Annotated in this window: 13 protein-coding genes; 5 read left to right on the top strand and 8 right to left on the bottom strand. The window is 67.1% G+C overall.

Annotated features, from left to right (window positions below; genetic code table 11):
• Positions 1-5: 5 nt before the first annotated feature.
• The 7 genes from AC1RM6_RS16380 to AC1RM6_RS16350 form a co-directional block, all read right to left on the bottom strand.
• Complete coding sequence (locus AC1RM6_RS16380; protein ID WP_493103063.1) at positions 6-629, bottom strand: response regulator transcription factor; 624 nt, start codon at positions 627-629, stop codon at positions 6-8.
• On the bottom strand, positions 626-3694 hold the full coding sequence (locus AC1RM6_RS16375) for a PAS domain-containing sensor histidine kinase (protein ID WP_493103061.1): 3069 nt from the start codon (positions 3692-3694) through the stop codon (positions 626-628). Before AC1RM6_RS16375 ends, AC1RM6_RS16380 begins: the two co-directional genes overlap by 4 nt.
• Before the next feature lie 179 nt (positions 3695-3873).
• On the bottom strand, positions 3874-4674 hold the full coding sequence (locus AC1RM6_RS16370; protein ID WP_493103059.1) for a LytR/AlgR family response regulator transcription factor: 801 nt from the start codon (positions 4672-4674) through the stop codon (positions 3874-3876).
• Complete coding sequence (locus AC1RM6_RS16365; protein ID WP_493103057.1) at positions 4671-5780, bottom strand: sensor histidine kinase; 1110 nt, start codon at positions 5778-5780, stop codon at positions 4671-4673. The genes AC1RM6_RS16370 and AC1RM6_RS16365 overlap by 4 nt, the downstream gene beginning before the upstream one ends.
• A gap of 171 nt (positions 5781-5951) precedes the next feature.
• The gene (locus tag AC1RM6_RS16360; RefSeq protein WP_493103055.1) at positions 5952-7232 is read right to left on the bottom strand and encodes a dicarboxylate/amino acid:cation symporter; all 1281 of its coding nucleotides are present in this window, start codon (positions 7230-7232) and stop codon (positions 5952-5954) included.
• A gap of 84 nt (positions 7233-7316) precedes the next feature.
• Positions 7317-9299: a TonB-dependent receptor gene (locus AC1RM6_RS16355; protein WP_493103053.1), complete on the bottom strand. Its 1983-nt coding sequence runs from the start codon at positions 9297-9299 to the stop codon at positions 7317-7319.
• 107 nt (positions 9300-9406) lie between these two features.
• Positions 9407-10174 carry a GNAT family N-acetyltransferase gene (locus tag AC1RM6_RS16350; protein ID WP_493103051.1) on the bottom strand — a complete coding sequence of 256 codons (768 nt, stop codon included), beginning with the start codon at positions 10172-10174 and terminating at the stop codon, positions 9407-9409.
• Positions 10175-10316: 142 nt separating this feature from the next.
• Here AC1RM6_RS16350 and zwf point away from each other — a divergent pair, with 142 nt between their 5' ends.
• From zwf to eda, 5 genes are all read left to right on the top strand, one after another.
• Positions 10317-11774, top strand: a complete 1458-nt coding sequence (gene zwf / locus AC1RM6_RS16345; RefSeq protein ID WP_493103049.1) for a glucose-6-phosphate dehydrogenase — start codon at positions 10317-10319, stop codon at positions 11772-11774.
• 19 nt (positions 11775-11793) lie between these two features.
• On the top strand, positions 11794-12498 hold the full coding sequence (gene pgl / locus AC1RM6_RS16340; RefSeq protein WP_493103047.1) for a 6-phosphogluconolactonase: 705 nt from the start codon (positions 11794-11796) through the stop codon (positions 12496-12498).
• Between the two features lie 136 nt (positions 12499-12634).
• Complete coding sequence (edd, locus tag AC1RM6_RS16335; protein WP_493103045.1) at positions 12635-14455, top strand: phosphogluconate dehydratase; 1821 nt, start codon at positions 12635-12637, stop codon at positions 14453-14455.
• Positions 14456-14459: 4 nt separating this feature from the next.
• A complete protein-coding gene (locus tag AC1RM6_RS16330; RefSeq protein ID WP_493103043.1) occupies positions 14460-15428 on the top strand; it encodes a glucokinase in 969 nt (322 codons plus the stop codon).
• Entirely contained in the window at positions 15425-16036 is a 612-nt protein-coding gene (gene eda / locus AC1RM6_RS16325) for a bifunctional 4-hydroxy-2-oxoglutarate aldolase/2-dehydro-3-deoxy-phosphogluconate aldolase (RefSeq protein ID WP_493103041.1), read from the top strand. The genes AC1RM6_RS16330 and eda overlap by 4 nt, the downstream gene beginning before the upstream one ends.
• Before the next feature lie 110 nt (positions 16037-16146).
• Here eda and AC1RM6_RS16320 read toward each other — a convergent pair whose 3' ends face one another.
• Positions 16147-16428, bottom strand: coding sequence for a hypothetical protein (locus tag AC1RM6_RS16320; protein ID WP_493103039.1), 282 nt, complete (start codon positions 16426-16428; stop codon positions 16147-16149).
• Between the last annotated feature and the right edge of the window lie 7 nt (positions 16429-16435).

The following is a 16435-nucleotide window of genomic DNA, read 5'->3' as shown; positions in this document are numbered from 1 at the left end:
CGCGATCAGGGCAGGATCGGCACGAGCCCGGCGGCGAAGGCGATTCGCACCGCCTCGGCGACGCTGCGCACCTCGAGCTTGTCCATCAGATTGGCGCGATAGATCTCGACCGTGCGCGGGCTGATGTCGAGTTCATAGGCGATGATCTTGTTTGCCTTGCCGTCGATCAGCCCGAGCAGAACGTCGCGCTCGCGCGGGGTCAGCCGCTCGATATGCTCGCGCGCCGAATGGATCGCCGCCTGCTCCTTTTCGCGATCCTCGATCCGCGCGAACGCCATCTCGATCGCCTTGAGCAACGTGCGATTGTCATAGGGCTTCTCGATGAAATCGCTGGCGCCCGCCTTCATCGCCTCGACCGCCTGGCCGACATCGCCCTGACCGGTGAGCAGGATCGTCTCGAACCGGCCATCGTGCGAACGCACCTGCCGCAGCACGTCGAGACCGCCGGTCCCGGGCATGTGCAGGTCGAGCAGCAGGCAGCCGCGGGGCAATTCGGCGATCGCGCTCAGCAGCGCGTCACCCGATTCGAAACAGCGCGTGTCGAAGTCGCCGGCCACGTCGAGCAGCAGTTCGAGCGACTGACGCAGGGCATCGTCATCGTCGACGATATAGATTGCGCGACCGCTCATGCCCGTCCCGCCATGGCGTCGGCCGGCACGTCCATCAACGGCAGGTTGAAGCTGAAGATCGCCCCGCCATCCTCGGCGGTCTGCGCGGTCAACGTACCGCCATGCGCTTCGACGATGCGCCGCGAGATCGAAAGACCAAATCCCAATCCCTCGCTTTTCGTCGTCGTGAAAGGCTTGAAGAGCCTGTCAAGTATTTCGGCCCCGATGCCGGGGCCGCTGTCTTTCACCGAGACAATCAGATCATTGTCCTGCCCCATGGCAGTGCTGATTATCATCTCGCGCCGTAAACAGCCACCACCAGTCATGGCATCGACTCCATTGCGGATGAGATTGACGAGCACCTGCTGGATCTGGATACGATCAGCCAATATCATTCTCGTTTCACTTTCGAAATCATAATTCAACCTCACATTGAGCGACGACATGTTGAACAGCGCCAGCGCCGCGGCCTCGCGGATGACGTCGGTGATCGGTTCGGCGCGCATATCGGCCTCGCCGCGTTCGATGAAGGCGCGCAACCGGCGGACGATCTCGCCCGCACGCGATGCCTGTTCGCCGGCGCGATGGATAGCGCTGCCGATCCGCTCGGGCGCGGCGCCGGCCTCGATCATCAGTTCGACCGCGCCGAGGAAATTGACGATCGCCGCCAACGGCTGGCTGAGCTCGTGCGCCAGCGCGCCGGCCATCTCGCCCATCATGCCGATCCGCGAGACCTGGGCCAGGTCGGCCTGAAGCTTGTGGAAATTCTCCTCGGCATCGATGTCGGCGCGCATGTCGCGCGCGAAGACGACGAACATCCGCTGCCCCTCGACGGTGGCGCCGCCGACGATGAACGACACCGGCACCGACTCGCCGTGCCGGCTGTGGACGATGATCGTCTCCGACAGCGCGGTCGGGCTCTTGCCGATGAAGAGCTGCGACAGCCGCCGGCGCAGCGCGGTGCGGCTGACCCCGTCCTCATTGGTGAGGTCGAGGATATGGCTGCCGATCAGCCCGCCCTTTTCGCACCCGAACAGGGTTTCCGCGGTCGTACTGCACGACCTGATGATTCCGTCGGCGCCGCAGACGATCATCGCGTCGGGCACCGTCGCCAGCACCGCGCGCATCTCGGCCACGCTGGCGCGCAACGCGGTCTCGCGCCGGGTCCGTTCGGTCACGTCGAGATGGGTGCCGACCGCACGGACGGCGTTGCCGCTGTCGTCATAGACGATCCGCGCCCAGCTTTCGGCCTGGCGTCGCGTCCCGTCGGCACGCCAGAATTCGAATGCGAACTGAAGCCGGTCGTCGTGGCGCGCGACGGCGGCGTCGAGCGCGGTCCTGATCCGATTCGCCAGTTCGGGAAAGCGCTCGAGCAGCCAGTTCGGATCGGACGCGCTGTCGTCGACGCCGAAGAATATCTCACCCGGGGTCGTCCAGACCGTCTGCCGCGCGACGATGTCATATTCGTAGACGAAGATGCCCTGGACCGCGACCGCGGCGGCGAGACGCGCCTCGCTCAGCCGGATCGCTTCTTCGCGGCGATAATGGTCGGTGACGTCGTTGTTCGCCGCGATCAGGCTGACCGGGGTGCCTTGGCCATCGCGCAGGATGAGGCCTGCGGTCTCGACGATCGCCTCCCGACCGTCGGGCCGGGTCATGCGGATCGTGCGGACGAAGCGATCGCTACCGGAGGCGATCGCCGATGCCGCATCCTTCCTGATCGTCTGCACGACCGCGGGATCGACGACTTCGCCGATATGATGCCGGATGGCGGTTTCGTCCTGCGCGATCATGTCGCCGAACAGCAATTCGGTGTTGATCGCCCACTCGATCGCGCCGGTGACGATGTTCCATTCCATCACGACGAGCCGGTGAAGATCGATGACCGCCCGCAGGCGGGCTTCGTTGCGCAGTCTTTCGCCTTCGGCGAGGCGGCGCGCGGAGATGTCGGTGAGAATGTTGACGCCGCTAAGGTCGCCATCGCCATGCCGCAACAGCTTGGCGCGATTGTCGATATGGACCAGATGCCCGTCGCGATGCCGTTCGACCAGTTCCCCCTGCCAGTCCGGCTGGCAATCGTCTTCGTCGACCGGAAGTCCGCGACGCAGTTCGCTCTGGAGCAACTCGGTCCGCAACTGCCCGACCGCCTCCGCCGCGGTCCAGCCGAACAGTTCCTCGGCCCCCTTCGACCAGTGGCGGATCCGGCTGTCGCGATCGACGACGATCACCGCCGCATGCTCCACCGCGCCGGCGAGTTCGTCGCGTTCGACCCGACTCTGGGCCAGACGATAGCTGGCATGGCCGACCAGTACCGCGATCAGCATGAGATCGACCAGCAGCGCGACCGCATCGCCGGCGCGCGGATCGAGCTGCGCCGCCGACGTCAACGTATTGATCAGCAGCTGCAACATGACGATCGCGGCCAGAAGCCCCGACAGCCCGAGGCTGCCGGCGACATTCTCGCCGGCGCCGACCGCGATCTGAAACGGCCAGCCATCGCGATAGCGCCAGGCGACGACCGCGATCGCCAGCGTCAGCGACATCGCCGTACCCGGCACCGATATGATGAACAGCGGATTGGCGGCAGCCGACGGCGGTATCCCGCTGACATGGAGCAGCAGCAGGAAGGTCGCATACAGCAGGGCGGCGGTCGCCAGCGCGAGTCCGATCTTGGCGGCGGGGCGGCCGGTGGCTGTTGCGGGCAGCATCGCGCAGAACAGCAGCACGAGCTGCAAGACGGTCGCCGGCCGGGTCGGCTGCATATGCAGCCCGGCCGAGGCGCGCAGCGGTCCCGATGCCAGCCAGCGCTCGAAGCCCAGCGGGTGGCCGATCAGCCATTGCATCGGCGCGAGCAGCGTGAAGAGCGCACCGATGCCCAGCAGGACCCGCGCCGTGACGCCGAAACCGAGCAGCCGGGCAAGCAGCGAGGCCGAGACCGACAGGAAGCACAAGGTCGTGGTCGGCTGGCTCGCCAGCGTGCCGATGCCGAGCGTGGTGAAGGCCGGAATGCCCGCCAGCCAGCCCGCGAGCGCGAAGCTGGCCAGCGCGAGGCATGTCCCGCTGCCCGCCGCGGCGACCCGCAGCACCCTCCTGTCGAGGGTCGGACTGGGTCCGTGCTGGTTGATGCTCCCCCCTCGGATTTCGACCCGATGCCGTCTCAGCAAGCCAGCGTAACAGGATGAAAAGCGAGGGGAAAGCAGGAGTTGTCGTTAACCATTTCAGTCCATGGGGCGCCGATCCGGCTACCCCATAGTACCGACCGCGCTCAGTGGACGAAGCGCGCGACGACCTCGCGATAGGAACGGCTGACCTTCACCTGCGCGCCCGATTCGAGAACGAGGAAACATTCGCCGTTGGTGTGCGGCTTGACCTGCTTGACCAGGTCGAGATTGACGATCGTCGAGCGATGCACCCGCTGGAAACGCCGCGGATCGAGGCGTTTCTCGAGATCCTTCATCGTTTCGCGCAGGATCAGCGTGTTGTCGCCGGTGTAGATGCACATATAGTCGCCGGCAGCGTCGATCCGTTCGATGCTGTCGACGTCGACGCGGAAGATCTGGCCGCGATCCTTGATATTGATCAATTTCTCGAAACGGTTCGATGCGGGGGCATCGTCGCCATCCGACATCTGGTCGGCGGCTTCGGGCGCGACCTCGGCGAGCACCTCCTTGAGCCGGCCCGCTTCCTCATGCCCGCGCTTCTCGGCGAGGCGCTGGCGAACGCGGTCGAGCGTATCGGCGAGCCGCTGCTCGTCGACCGGCTTCATCAGATAGTCCATCGCCTGCGCCTCGAAGGCGCGGATCGCATGGTCCTGATAGGCGGTGACGAACACGAACAGCGGGGGTTCGACCTCCATCAGTCCCTGGATCACCGAGAAGCCGTCGAAACCCGGCATCTGGATGTCGAGGAAGACGAGATCGGGCTTGTGGGTCTTGATCGCACGGATCGCCTCGCGTCCGTTCAGGCAGGTTTCGATGATTTCCACATCCTCGTGCGCGGCAAGCCTCAGTTGGAGACCCTGGATGGCCAAAGGCTCATCATCAACGAGAATGGTTCTGATCGTCATGCAACGTCCTTGATCTGTTTCTCCGTCTGGAACGGGATATCGATGACGACACCGAAACCTTCGTCCCGCCCGGTCTGGACCTCAAATCGATGGTCCGCGCCATAGGCCTGCGCCAGTCTGTCGCGAATATTCGCCAGGCCGACGCCCGTCGAATAGGTGGGTCGCGGATTGACCTCGTTCAACCCTGGCCCCGTATCGCTGACTGTAATCTGAACACGGCGGTCATCGCCATGGCCCGTAACGCGCGCCTCGACGGTAATATCCGCGCCTTCTTCGAGCGGGGTCACCGCATATTTGATCGAATTCTCGACCAGCGGCTGCAGCAGCAGCGACGGCAGGCGCGCCTGCGACGCCGCCGGATCGACCTCGAAATTGGCGCGCAGCCGATCCTCGAAGCGCATCTTCTCGATATCGAGATAGAGTTTGAGCGTCTCGACCTCCTGCGCGAGGCTGACCGAGCCTTCGGGTTCGTTGGCCAGCGTATAGCGCAGGAACGAGGCCAGCCGCGACAACATCGCATTGGCGCGCTGGGTTTCCTTGAGCAGCACCAGCGTCGAGATCGAATTGAGCGTGTTGAACAGGAAATGCGGGTTGAGCTGATAGCGCAGCATCGCCAGCTGTGCGGTCGACGCCTGGCTTTCGAGGCGGACCACCCGGTCGCTCTGCTCCTCGAGCAGCAGGTAGAAATTGATGCCGTAATAGAGCGCCGACCAGGCCGACAGCAGCGAGAAATCGAGCAGGATCGCCCCGAAATACTGGATGCCCGCCGGCATTTCGCGCGGCCGGTAGAAAGTCGCGTGCGCCCAGGTTTCGATCGACGAGAAGCTCGCGGCGGCGACCGCGAGGATCATGATCGACACGGTCCAGGTGATGATCGGCTTCTGCTTGATCAGCCGGCGATAGGCCGAGGCCATCAGCAGGGTCAGCGAATAGCCGGTCGCGGTGGTGAGCGCGGTCGGCACCACGAACAGCAGGCCCATATTGTTGGCGAGCCCGCCGAGCGAGCGCAGCACGAAATAGCCGGTCCAGCCGGCCGACTGGAGGATCCAGAACGCACGGTTCTTGTCGTCGAAAAAGGGCTGCGAGCCGAGCTTGAGCAATGCCATGGGCGCGGACTCTAGAGGCTCATTCCCGAAGGGGAAAGCCCGACGCCATTCACGCGCTCCGCAAGCAAATGGCAACGGCCCCATAGGGTCCGCAAGGCCGAACGGCCGCCCGAGCTTATTGCGAGGAAGCCAAGGCGGGCGGATGCCCGCCGCCCGGCGTTTAAGGGCTCATCAACCAAGCGCGGCTTTCAGCTTGTCGCGGTCGAGCGCGCCTTCCCAGCGCGCGATCACGATCGTCGCGACCGCATTGCCGACGAAATTGGTCAGGCTGCGGCATTCGGACATGAAGCGGTCGACGCCGAGGATCAGCGCCATGCCCGCGACCGGCACCGACGGCACGATCGACAATGTCGCCGCCAAGGTGATGAAGCCCGCACCGGTCACCCCCGCCGCGCCCTTCGACGAGATCATCGCCACCAGCAGCAGGCTGATCTGTTCGCCGAGCGACAGATGCACGTCGCAGGCCTGGGCGATGAACAAAGCTGCCAGCGTCATGTAGATGTTGGTGCCGTCGAGGTTGAACGAATAGCCGGTCGGCACCACCAGCCCGACGATCGGCTTGTCGGCGCCCGCACGCTCCATCTTGGCGATCAGCAGCGGCAGCGCGCTTTCGGACGATGAGGTGCCGAGCACCAGCAGCAGTTCGTCCTTGAGATAGGCGATCAGCCGGAAGATCGAGAACCCCGCCATCCAGGCGACCGCGCCGAGGATCACCAGCACGAACAGGATCGAGGTCAGGTAGAAACAGGCGACCAGTCCGATGAGATTGGCGAGCGTCCCCACCCCGAACTTGCCGATCGTGAACGCCATCGCCCCGAACGCGCCGATCGGCGCCGCCTTCATCAGGATCGCGACAAGACGGAAGACGATCGCGGTCACCCGCTCGAGCAGGTCGAGCACCGGCGCGGCGCGCTCGCCGGTCAGCGACAGCGCGATGCCGAACAGGATCGCGACGAACAGCACCTGCAATATCTCGCCATCGGCAAGCGCCGACAGAAAGGTGGTCGGGATGATCGCGGTCAGGAAGCCGACCAGCGACTGGTCGTGCGCCTTCTGGGTATATTCGGCGACATGGCTGGCATCGAGCGACGCGACCGCGATGTGGAGCCCGGCGCCCGGCTGGACAACATTGGCGACGATCAGCCCGACGATCAGCGCCAGCGTCGAGAAGAACAGGAAATAGCCGAAGGTCTTGAGCGCGACCCGGCCGAGATCGCCGAGATGGCTGAGCCCGGCGATGCCGGTCACCACCGTCAGGAAGATCACCGGCGCGATCACCATCTTGACCAGCTTGATGAAGGCATCGCCGAGCGGCTTGAGGCTGGCGCCGATGTCGGGCGCGGCCCAGCCGAGCAGGATGCCGAGCGCGATCGCCAGCAGCACCTGGGCGTAGAGCGAACGCCAGAAGGGTGGACGGGCGCCCTGGGTCTCGGTTGCTGGCTCGACGATCATGACACCCCCTTGAACATGCGCGCGACGATGCGACGGCGGGTCGCGCCGTGCAAGCGCCGCCGGTTGCCCGGTAGATATGGCGGCTCAATGCAGCGCATAGCGAAAACCGATCCAGACCGTGCGCGGGGTCGCGCGTTCGACCACGCCGTCGGCGCCGACCGTCGCCTGGACCTCGGCATCGGCGATATTCTCGCCGCGCAGTTCGAGGGTCACGCCATGGCCGACCGGCAGCGTCGCGACCGCATCGACGGTCAGCGCATCGTCGAGCGAACGGCTGTTGAGGTCGTCCTCATATTGGCGGCCGACATAGCGCAATGTCGTTCCCAGCCGCAGCCGGCCCGGGCGGCCCCACTCGACCGAGGCGCTCGCCTGATCGCGCGGAGTCTGCGCCGGCTGCAGCCCGTCGAGTGCGGCGGCCAGTCCCGATCCGCCGACCCGCGCATCGACATGCGACCAGCTTGCGGCGAGTCGCCAGTCGGCGATCGCGGCACTCGCATCGACCTCGATCCCGCGACTGCGGATCGCATCGAGGTTGCGTCGGGTGCGCACCGTCGTCGATCCGGCATCGGTGACATTGGCGATCGCGTCGTCGAGCCGGTTCCAGAACGCGGTCACCCCCAACCGCCAGCCGGGCAGCGGCTGATAGGCTGCCCCGGCCTCGACGCCCTTGACCCGTTCGGGATCGAGCGCCGGGTTCGCGTTGGTGGTGTCGTTGCCCGCACGGAAAGGGCGGTAGAGTTCATTGAGCGTGGGCAACCGCCAACCCGTGTAAGCCGCCGCGCGCAGAGTGACGGCCCCGGCCGCCTTCCAGGCGATGCCGGCCCGCGCGGTCGGCTCGGACCCGGAACGATCGACATAGCCGAGCGTGTTCGCGATGATCGCCGCCCCGGTCGCGCGGTTATATTCGCTGCGGAAGCCATGATCGAGCGACCAGCGATCGATCCGCCCGCTCGCGGTCAAGGTCAGTGCGGGCGAGGGTTCGACCGACAGATCGGCGAAGGCGCCAGCGACCGTCTGCTCGCCGCCCGCCTTGCGATGAACATTGCTCGACAGGACGAACTCCTGGGTGCGCCCGTCGACATGGCGCACGTCGCCCCCCGTTCGCAGCACGACGGCCGATCCGAGCGGGGGCCGAACCTCGAATCGCCCGCCCGCGCCGGTCGCAGGCACGCGATATTGGTCGAGCGATTCGCTGACGGTTGCGCGGCCCGCGCCGATACTGGCGAAGCCACTCGAAAATTCGCGCTGCTGCAGCCAGCCGGTCGCCTCCCAGCCCCAATTGCCCTTGCCGACCAGCCGCATGCTCGCGTCGAGCGCGAGATTGGCGTTGCCGGTGAAGGGCACCCCGCGGTCGCGGCGGTCGAGCAGGAAGCTGCCACTCGTCTGAAGCTCGGTATCGCCTCCAACCGGGAACACCGCGCGCGCCGATGCGCGGCTCTGCTCGTAAAAGGCGGGCCGGTCGATCGGTCCGCGGCTGTCGGCGACGACGGGCACGAAGCCGTCGCCGCGCGCATAGCCCGCCGACAGGGTCGCGAAGCCGCCGCCGAGCCGTTGGGTCAGGCTGGCATCGCCATCGACCGAATCGCGGCTGCCATGGCTGAGGCCGGCGATCAGCCCGGGCGCCTCATCGGGGGTCAGACTCGACAATTCGATCGTACCCGCCAGTGCGCCGGGGCCGAACACCCCGCTGCCGCCGCCGCGCGTCACCCGGACATGGCCGATCCGCGCCGGATCGAGCCCCGCCCAGCCGACCCAACCGCCGAACGGATCGACCATCGGCACCCCGTCGAGCAGGATCAGCGCCCGGGTCGCGGCATTGCCGCCGAGACCGCGCAGCGTCGCGCCCTGGCTGGTCGGATGCGCCGATCGCGAATCCGAACGCCGGAACTGCTGGAAACCTGCGACGTCGCGCAGCACATCCTCGATCCGCCCGCTCGCCGACATCACCAGCCGGTCGCGGTCGATCGCGACGATGTCATAGGCGGCGTCGCCCGGACTGCCGCCGAGCCCCTGGCCGGTGACGACGATCTCGTCGTCGGCGGCGATCGCGACGCTTGGGCCGAGCACGGGCGGGCCAAGGATGGGGACGAGAGCAAGCGCCACGAAGGCAGGGACATGGCGGCGCGGGATCACCCCGTCGCCATCATCCGCCCGCCATCAGCCGTCAAGCCGGTTCAGGCGGCGACCTCGAACCGGTCGGCGTAGCGCGCGGTGATACCCGCGACCGGCACCGTCACGAACACGTCGATGCTGTTGAAATCATGATCGATATAGGCGCCCTCGCCGATCTGGGCGCCGACCCGCAGATAGGCCTTGATCAACGGCGGCAGCCGGCGTTGCGCGAGGCGCGGATCATAGCCGCCGATCGGCAGCCGCGCCATGTCGATGCCGTGCGCGCCGATCACCCGCGCCCTGAGCTCGGGCGGCGCCGCGAAGTCGTGCGCGAGCAGCGACAGCGCCGCCTCATGCTCGACCGGATCGGTCCCCGTGAAGCTGGCGCAGCCGAACATGTAGCCGATCCGGTGCGCACGCAGATATTGGGCGATCGCGCGCCACAGCAGCTGGATCGTGCCGGCATCGCGATAGGCGGGATCGACGCACGAGCGGCCGAGTTCGAGCAGTTCGACGCCCTCGCGCCGGGCATGGGTGACGATCGACCCGAGATCGAATTCATGCGCCGAGTAGAAGCCGTCATGCCGGTCGGCGACGCTCTGGCGCAGCAGCCGGTAGGTACCGACCACCGGCGCCCCGGCCACCGCATGATCCTCGACCAGCAGGTGATCGCACAGCGCGTCATAGGGATCGATGTCGCGACCGTCGCGGGCGCCGGCGAGTTTGGCGCCCATATCATCGACGAAAATCCGATAGCGCAACGCCTGGGCCGCTTCGATATCGCCGGCGTCCTGTGCGAGCCGAACGCTGAGCCGTCTTTCGCTTGTCATCGACGAAGTCCATCCCGATCACCGATTGTCAGCGATCGGTAACGCAGCGGTGCGACGCAGCGGCTACCACTCGCTTACGCTTTTGCTACAAGTGACCGTGACGCTCCCGATATAAGGGGCCGATTTAAAGGGGAAACGCCCAGTGCCAGCCGCGAGTCAGAAGCTTCTCCTGTTCGGTGCGACCGGGGATTTGTCATACAGGATGCTGTTGCCGTCGCTGTTCGGACTGGCCGGCGACGGGCTGCTGGCGCCGGATCTCGCGATCATCTGCACCGCCCGGTCGGTGATGACCGAGGAGGAATTTCGCGAGAAGGCCGCCGACGCGCTCCAGCAATATGTCCCGGCCGAGCGGATGAGCGACGAGGCGCTGGCCGCCTTCCTGACCCGGCTGCGCTATGTGCCCGCCGACGCCTCCGATCCGAAGGATTTCGCCGCGCTCGCCGAGGTGGTGGGGTCGACCGCGGGCGGACTGTCGATCTTCCTGTCGACCGCGCCGTCGCTGTTCGGATCGACGATCGCCGGGTTGGCCGCGGCAGGGCTCGCCGGCGACAATGTCCGGATCGGCCTCGAAAAGCCGCTCGGCTACGACCTCGCATCGAGCCGGGTGATCAACGATGCGGTGGCGAGCGTCTTCCCCGAGGACCGGATCTTCCGCATCGACCATTATCTGGGCAAGGAAACTGTCCAGAACCTGCTGGCGCTGCGCTTCGCCAATGCGCTGTTCGAGCCGCTGTGGAAGGCCGGCGGTATCGATCATGTCCAGATCACCGTATCGGAAACGGTCGGGCTCGAAGGCCGGGTCAGCTTCTACGACGGCGCCGGCGCGATCCGCGACATGCTGCAGAATCACATGCTCCAGCTGCTCGCGCTGGTGGCGATGGAGCCGCCCGCCCATTTCGATTCGACCTCGGTCCGCGACGAAAAGGTCAAGGTGCTGCGCTCGCTGCGCAAGATCGACCGGATGACCGCGTCGACCCACACCGTCATCGGCCAATATGGCGCCGGTGCGGTCGCCGGCGGCGCGGTGCCGGGCTATGCCGACGAACTGGGCAAGCCGTCGAACACCGAGACCTTCGTCGCGATCAAGGCGAATATCGACAATTGGCGGTGGAAGGGCGTGCCCTTCTACCTGCGCACCGGCAAGCGGCTGCCCAGCCGCCAGTCCGAAATCCTGATCCAGTTCAAGGGCGTACCCCATTCGATCTTCGACGCGCGCGGCGCGGTGCTGCAACCCAACCGGCTGATCATCCGTTTGCAGCCCGATGAGAATGTCCGCCTGTTGCTGATGTCGAAGGAGCCGGGTCTCGACCGCGACGGCATCCGCCTGCGCGAAGTGCCGCTCGATATTGCAATGCCCAACGCTTTCGCCGACAGCCGCCGCCGCATCGCCTATGAACGGCTGCTGCTCGACCTGATCGAAGGCGATCAGACATTGTTCGTTCGCCGCGACGAGGTCGAAGCGCAATGGGAATGGGTCGATGCGATTCGCGACGGGTGGACGGCCAATGCAATGAAGCCCAAACCCTACACCGCCGGCACCTGGGGCCCTTCGGCCGCGATCGCGCTTACCGAGCGCGACGGCGTGACCTGGCACGATTGAATTTTCGAGGACTGACGTAATGATAGAAGCCGAATGGTGGGACTATGAGGATGCCGACGAACTGGCCGAAGCGGTGGCGGGCGATGTCGGGTTCATCATCGAAAGCGCGCTCGACGCGCGCGGCCAGGCGCTGATCGCGCTGCCCGGCGGCAAGACTCCCGAACCGATCTTCGCGAAACTCGCCAAGGCGAAGATCGACTGGAAGCGGGTGACGATCATCCCGACCGACGACCGGCTGGTGCCGATGACCGATCCGCTGTCGAACGCGGCGATGATCGCCAAGGTCTTCCTGCCCAAGGGCGCGCGGGTGCTGCCGATCACCACCGACAAGGCCGCCGACCACCGCATGGCCGGCAAGGCCGCCGATGCGCGGCTGCAGGAACTCCACTGGCCGCCCGATCTCGTCTGGCTCGGGGTCGGCGCCGATGGCCACACCGCGTCGATCTTCCCCGGCCCGGACCTCGACGAGGCGCTCAACGGCCCCAAGGTCCGCCGCGCCGCCGGCGTCCTGCCCGAACCGCTGCCGGCCGAGGCGCCGGTCGCACGGGTGACCCTTACCAAGGCCGCGATCCTGTCGGCGCGCACGCTGATGATCGTGCTCACCGGCAAGGACAAGAAGAAGGTCCTCGAGCGCGCGATCAAGGATGGCGCCTCGTCGACGGTGCCGGTCGGCCGCGTCCTCGCCGAGGCCGAACAGGCGATCGACATCCACTGGAGCGAATAAGCGTCTCGCCCGGCGCCGGCTTCGCCCAATTGGAGGCGAAGCCGGCTCCGGCTAACATCTTTTTTCCGCGACTTTTCGAGTCGCCGGTTGATTCCCGTCGTCCCACGTCCTGCAAAGTCAGCCAAGGAAGCGCATCATGAGCCTCCACCCCGCCGTCGAATCGGTCACCGCCCGGATCGTCGAGCGATCGGCGCCGACCCGCCGTGCCTATCTGGACCTGATCCGGCGCGAGCGCGAAAGCGGCGTCGACCGGCCCAACCTCGCCTGCGGCAACCTCGCCCATGGCTTCGCCGCCGCCGGCGAGGACAAGATCGCGATCCGCGGCGGCAAGGCGATGAACCTCGGTATCGTCACCGCGTATAACGACATGCTGTCGGCGCATCAGCCTTATGGCCGCTACCCCGAGCAGATGAAGGTCTATGCGCGCGAAGTCGGCATCACCGCGCAGGTCGCGGGCGGCGTGCCGGCGATGTGCGACGGGGTGACCCAGGGCCAGCGCGGCATGGAATTGTCGCTGTTCAGCCGCGATGCGATCGCGATGTCGACGGTGATCGGGCTGAGCCACGGCATGTTCGAGGGCACCGCGCTGCTCGGCATCTGCGACAAGATCGTCCCCGGGCTGCTGATCGGGGCGCTGCGCTTCGGCCATCTGCCGTCGATCCTGATCCCCGCCGGGCCGATGCCGTCGGGCCTCGCCAACAAGGAGAAGGTCCGCGTCCGCCAGCTCTATGCCGAGGGCAAGATCGGCGAAGACGAACTGCTCGACGCCGAATCGGCCTCCTATCATTCGGCGGGCACCTGCACCTTCTACGGCACCGCCAATTCGAACCAGATGATGATGGAGGTGATGGGCCTGCACATGCCCGGCGCCGCCTTCGTCAATCCGGGCACCAAGCTGCGCCAGGAACTGACCCGCGCCGCAGTCCACCGGCTCGCCGAGATCGGCTGGGACGGCAACGACTATCGCCCGCTGGGGCTGTGCGTCGACGAGAAGGCGATCGTCAACGCCGCGGTCGGCCTGCTCGCCACCGGCGGATCGACCAACCATGCGATCCACTTGCCGGCGATCGCCCGCGCGGCGGGAATCATTTTCGATTGGGAGGATCTCGACCGGCTGTCGGCGGCGGTGCCGCTGATCGCGCGGGTCTATCCGAACGGATCGGGTGACGTGAACGTGTTCCACGCCGCCGGCGGCATGGCCTACACGATCGCCACCTTGCTCGAAAACGGCCTGCTCCACGGCGATATCATGACCGTCGCCGGCGACGACCTGTCAGCCTATGCGCAGGAACCCCGGCTCGACGACGGCAAGCTGGTCTGGGATCCGGCCCCCGCGGCCTCGCGCGACGAGGCGATGCTGCGCCCGGCCTCCAACCCCTTCCAGCCCGATGGCGGCATGCGGCTGCTCCAGGGCAATCTCGGTCGCGGCGTGATCAAGACCAGCGCGGTCGATCCATCGCGCTGGGTGATCGAGGCGCCGGCGCGGGTGTTCGAAGACCAGGACGATGTCGGCAAGGCGTTCAAGGCGGGCGAGCTCGAGCAGGACGTCGTCGTCGTCGTCCGCTTCCAGGGCCCCCGCGCCAACGGCATGCCCGAACTCCACAAGCTCACCCCGCAGCTCGGGGTGCTGCAGGACAAGGGCTTCCGGGTCGCACTGGTTACCGACGGGCGGATGTCGGGCGCCTCAGGCAAGGTGCCCGCGGCGATCCATTTCACCCCCGAGGCGCTCGGCGGCGGTCCGCTGGCGCGGGTGCGCGACGGCGACATGATCCGGCTCGACGCCGAACAGGGCAGCCTGACCCTGCTGGTCGACGAGGCCGAGTTCGCCGCGCGCGAACCCGCCCAGGCCCCGCCCCCCGCGCTCGGCACCGGGCGCGAATTGTTCGCCTTCATGCGCCACGGCGCCGACGGCGCCGAACAGGGCGGGTCGGCGATGCTCGCGGCGGCGGGCCTCTAGGCGCATGGATATCGTCGCAGTCGATCTGGGCGGCACCCATGCGCGCTTCGCCTTGGCCGAACTGGGCGGCGGGCCGCGCCCGAAGCTCGGCGAGACTCGCAAATATCGGACGGCCGAATATCCCGACCTGCCGAGCGCGTGGCGCGCCTTCGAGCGCGACAGCGGCCGCCGGCTGCCATGCGCGGCGAGCATCGCGATCGCGGGACCGGTCGAGGGTGAGCTGATCCGCTTCACCAACAACAGCTGGACAATCCGCCCGGCGACGCTCGCCGACGAGCTGGAGATCGACGGCCCGGTCGAGTTGCTCAACGATTTCGCGGCGATGGCGGCGGCAGTCGGCGTGCTCGACGACAGCGAACTCGTCTATCTGGGCGGTCCCGAGGGCCCGCTTCCGGAATCGGGGGTCACCACCGTAATCGGGCCGGGCACGGGTCTTGGCGTCGCCCAGCTGCTGCGTCGCGATGGCCGCCGAATCGTGCTGGCCACCGAAGGCGGTCATCTCGACTTCGCGGCGCTCGACGGCTTCGAGGAGCGCCTGCTCCAGCGGCTGCGCGAGCGCCACCGCCGGGTCTCGACCGAACGGATCGTGTCGGGGCCGGGGCTGGCCGAGATTCACGAGACGCTGGCGCTGATCGGCAACGAGGCGATCGTGCCGCGCGACGATGCCGCATTGTGGGCGGCGGCGACCGGGGTCGACGACCGGCTGGCGGCGCAGGCGCTCGACCGTTTCGTGATGGCGTTCGGATCGATCGCCGGCGATCTCGCGCTCGCGCACGGCGCCAATGCGATCGTCGTCACCGGCGGGCTTTCCAACCGCATCCGCGGCCGGCTCGCCGGCCCGCTGTTCAACGACCGGTTCCGCGCCAAGGGCCGCTTCGAGCAACGCATGGCCGAGTTTCCGATCCGGCTGGCGGTGCACGACGAACCCGGCCTGCTCGGCGCCGCCGCAGCCTATCAGGAGGACAAATTATGAACGTCGAACAGGTTATGGGGCTCGCGCCGGTCATCCCGGTGCTGGTGGTCCATGATGCCGCGCATGCCCGCCCGATCGCCGAGGCGCTGGTCGCGGGCGGCCTGCGCGCGCTCGAGGTGACGCTGCGCACCGACTCGGCGCTCGAGGTGATCCGCGAAATGGCGAAGGTCGAAGGCGCGGTAGTCGGTGCCGGCACCGTGCTCAACCCCGACGACCTCAAGGCGGCGCTCGACGCCGGCGCGCAGTTCATCGTCTCGCCGGGGCTGACCGAGCCGCTCGGCCGTGCGGCGATCGACAGCGGCGTGCCCTTCCTGCCCGGCACCGCCAATGCCAGCGACATCATGCGCGGGCTCGACATGGGGCTGACCCATTTCAAATTCTTCCCGGCGACCACCAATGGCGGGATCCCGGCGCTCAAATCGCTCGCGGCCCCGCTCTACAAGGCGCGCTTCTGCCCGACCGGCGGCATCACCGAAGTGACCGCCCCCGACTGGCTCGCGCTCGACGCGGTGCTGTGCGTCGGCGGATCGTGGATCGTGCCCGCGGGCGCACCCGACGTCGCCGAGATCACGAAGCGGGCAGCGGCGGCGGCGAAGCTCGGCGGCTGACGCCGGGATCATTCTCTTTCAACCTTTCGTGTCGAGCGTAGTCGAGACACCCCGGGCAATATCACGCCCGGCGTCTCGACTTCGCTCGACGCGAACGGGAGGTGTTTGGGTCAGTGCGGGCTGGCGACGGTGCTGCCGGCCTGCGCGACCTGGGTCGCGCGCGCGGGCGATGCCATCGCGATGCTGACGGTGCCGTCGGCCGAAATCTCGACGACCTGTGCGCCCGACTTGGCGTCGGCCGCCTGGGTGACATGGACGGGCTGTTGCTGTTGCTGCGCGAACAGCGACTGGCTCAGCTGATCGGCCCAATTGGGCGCGGGGGCCGCGAGCGCCGGCGCCGCCAGCAGCGCCGCAGCGGCGAAGGTGAAATTGCGGATCAGCGTGCGTGCCATGTCGATC

The sequence above is a fragment of the Rhizorhabdus sp. GW822-FHT03C02 genome (assembly GCF_058801765.1).
This window is presented reverse-complemented; position numbering and strand designations above follow the sequence as displayed.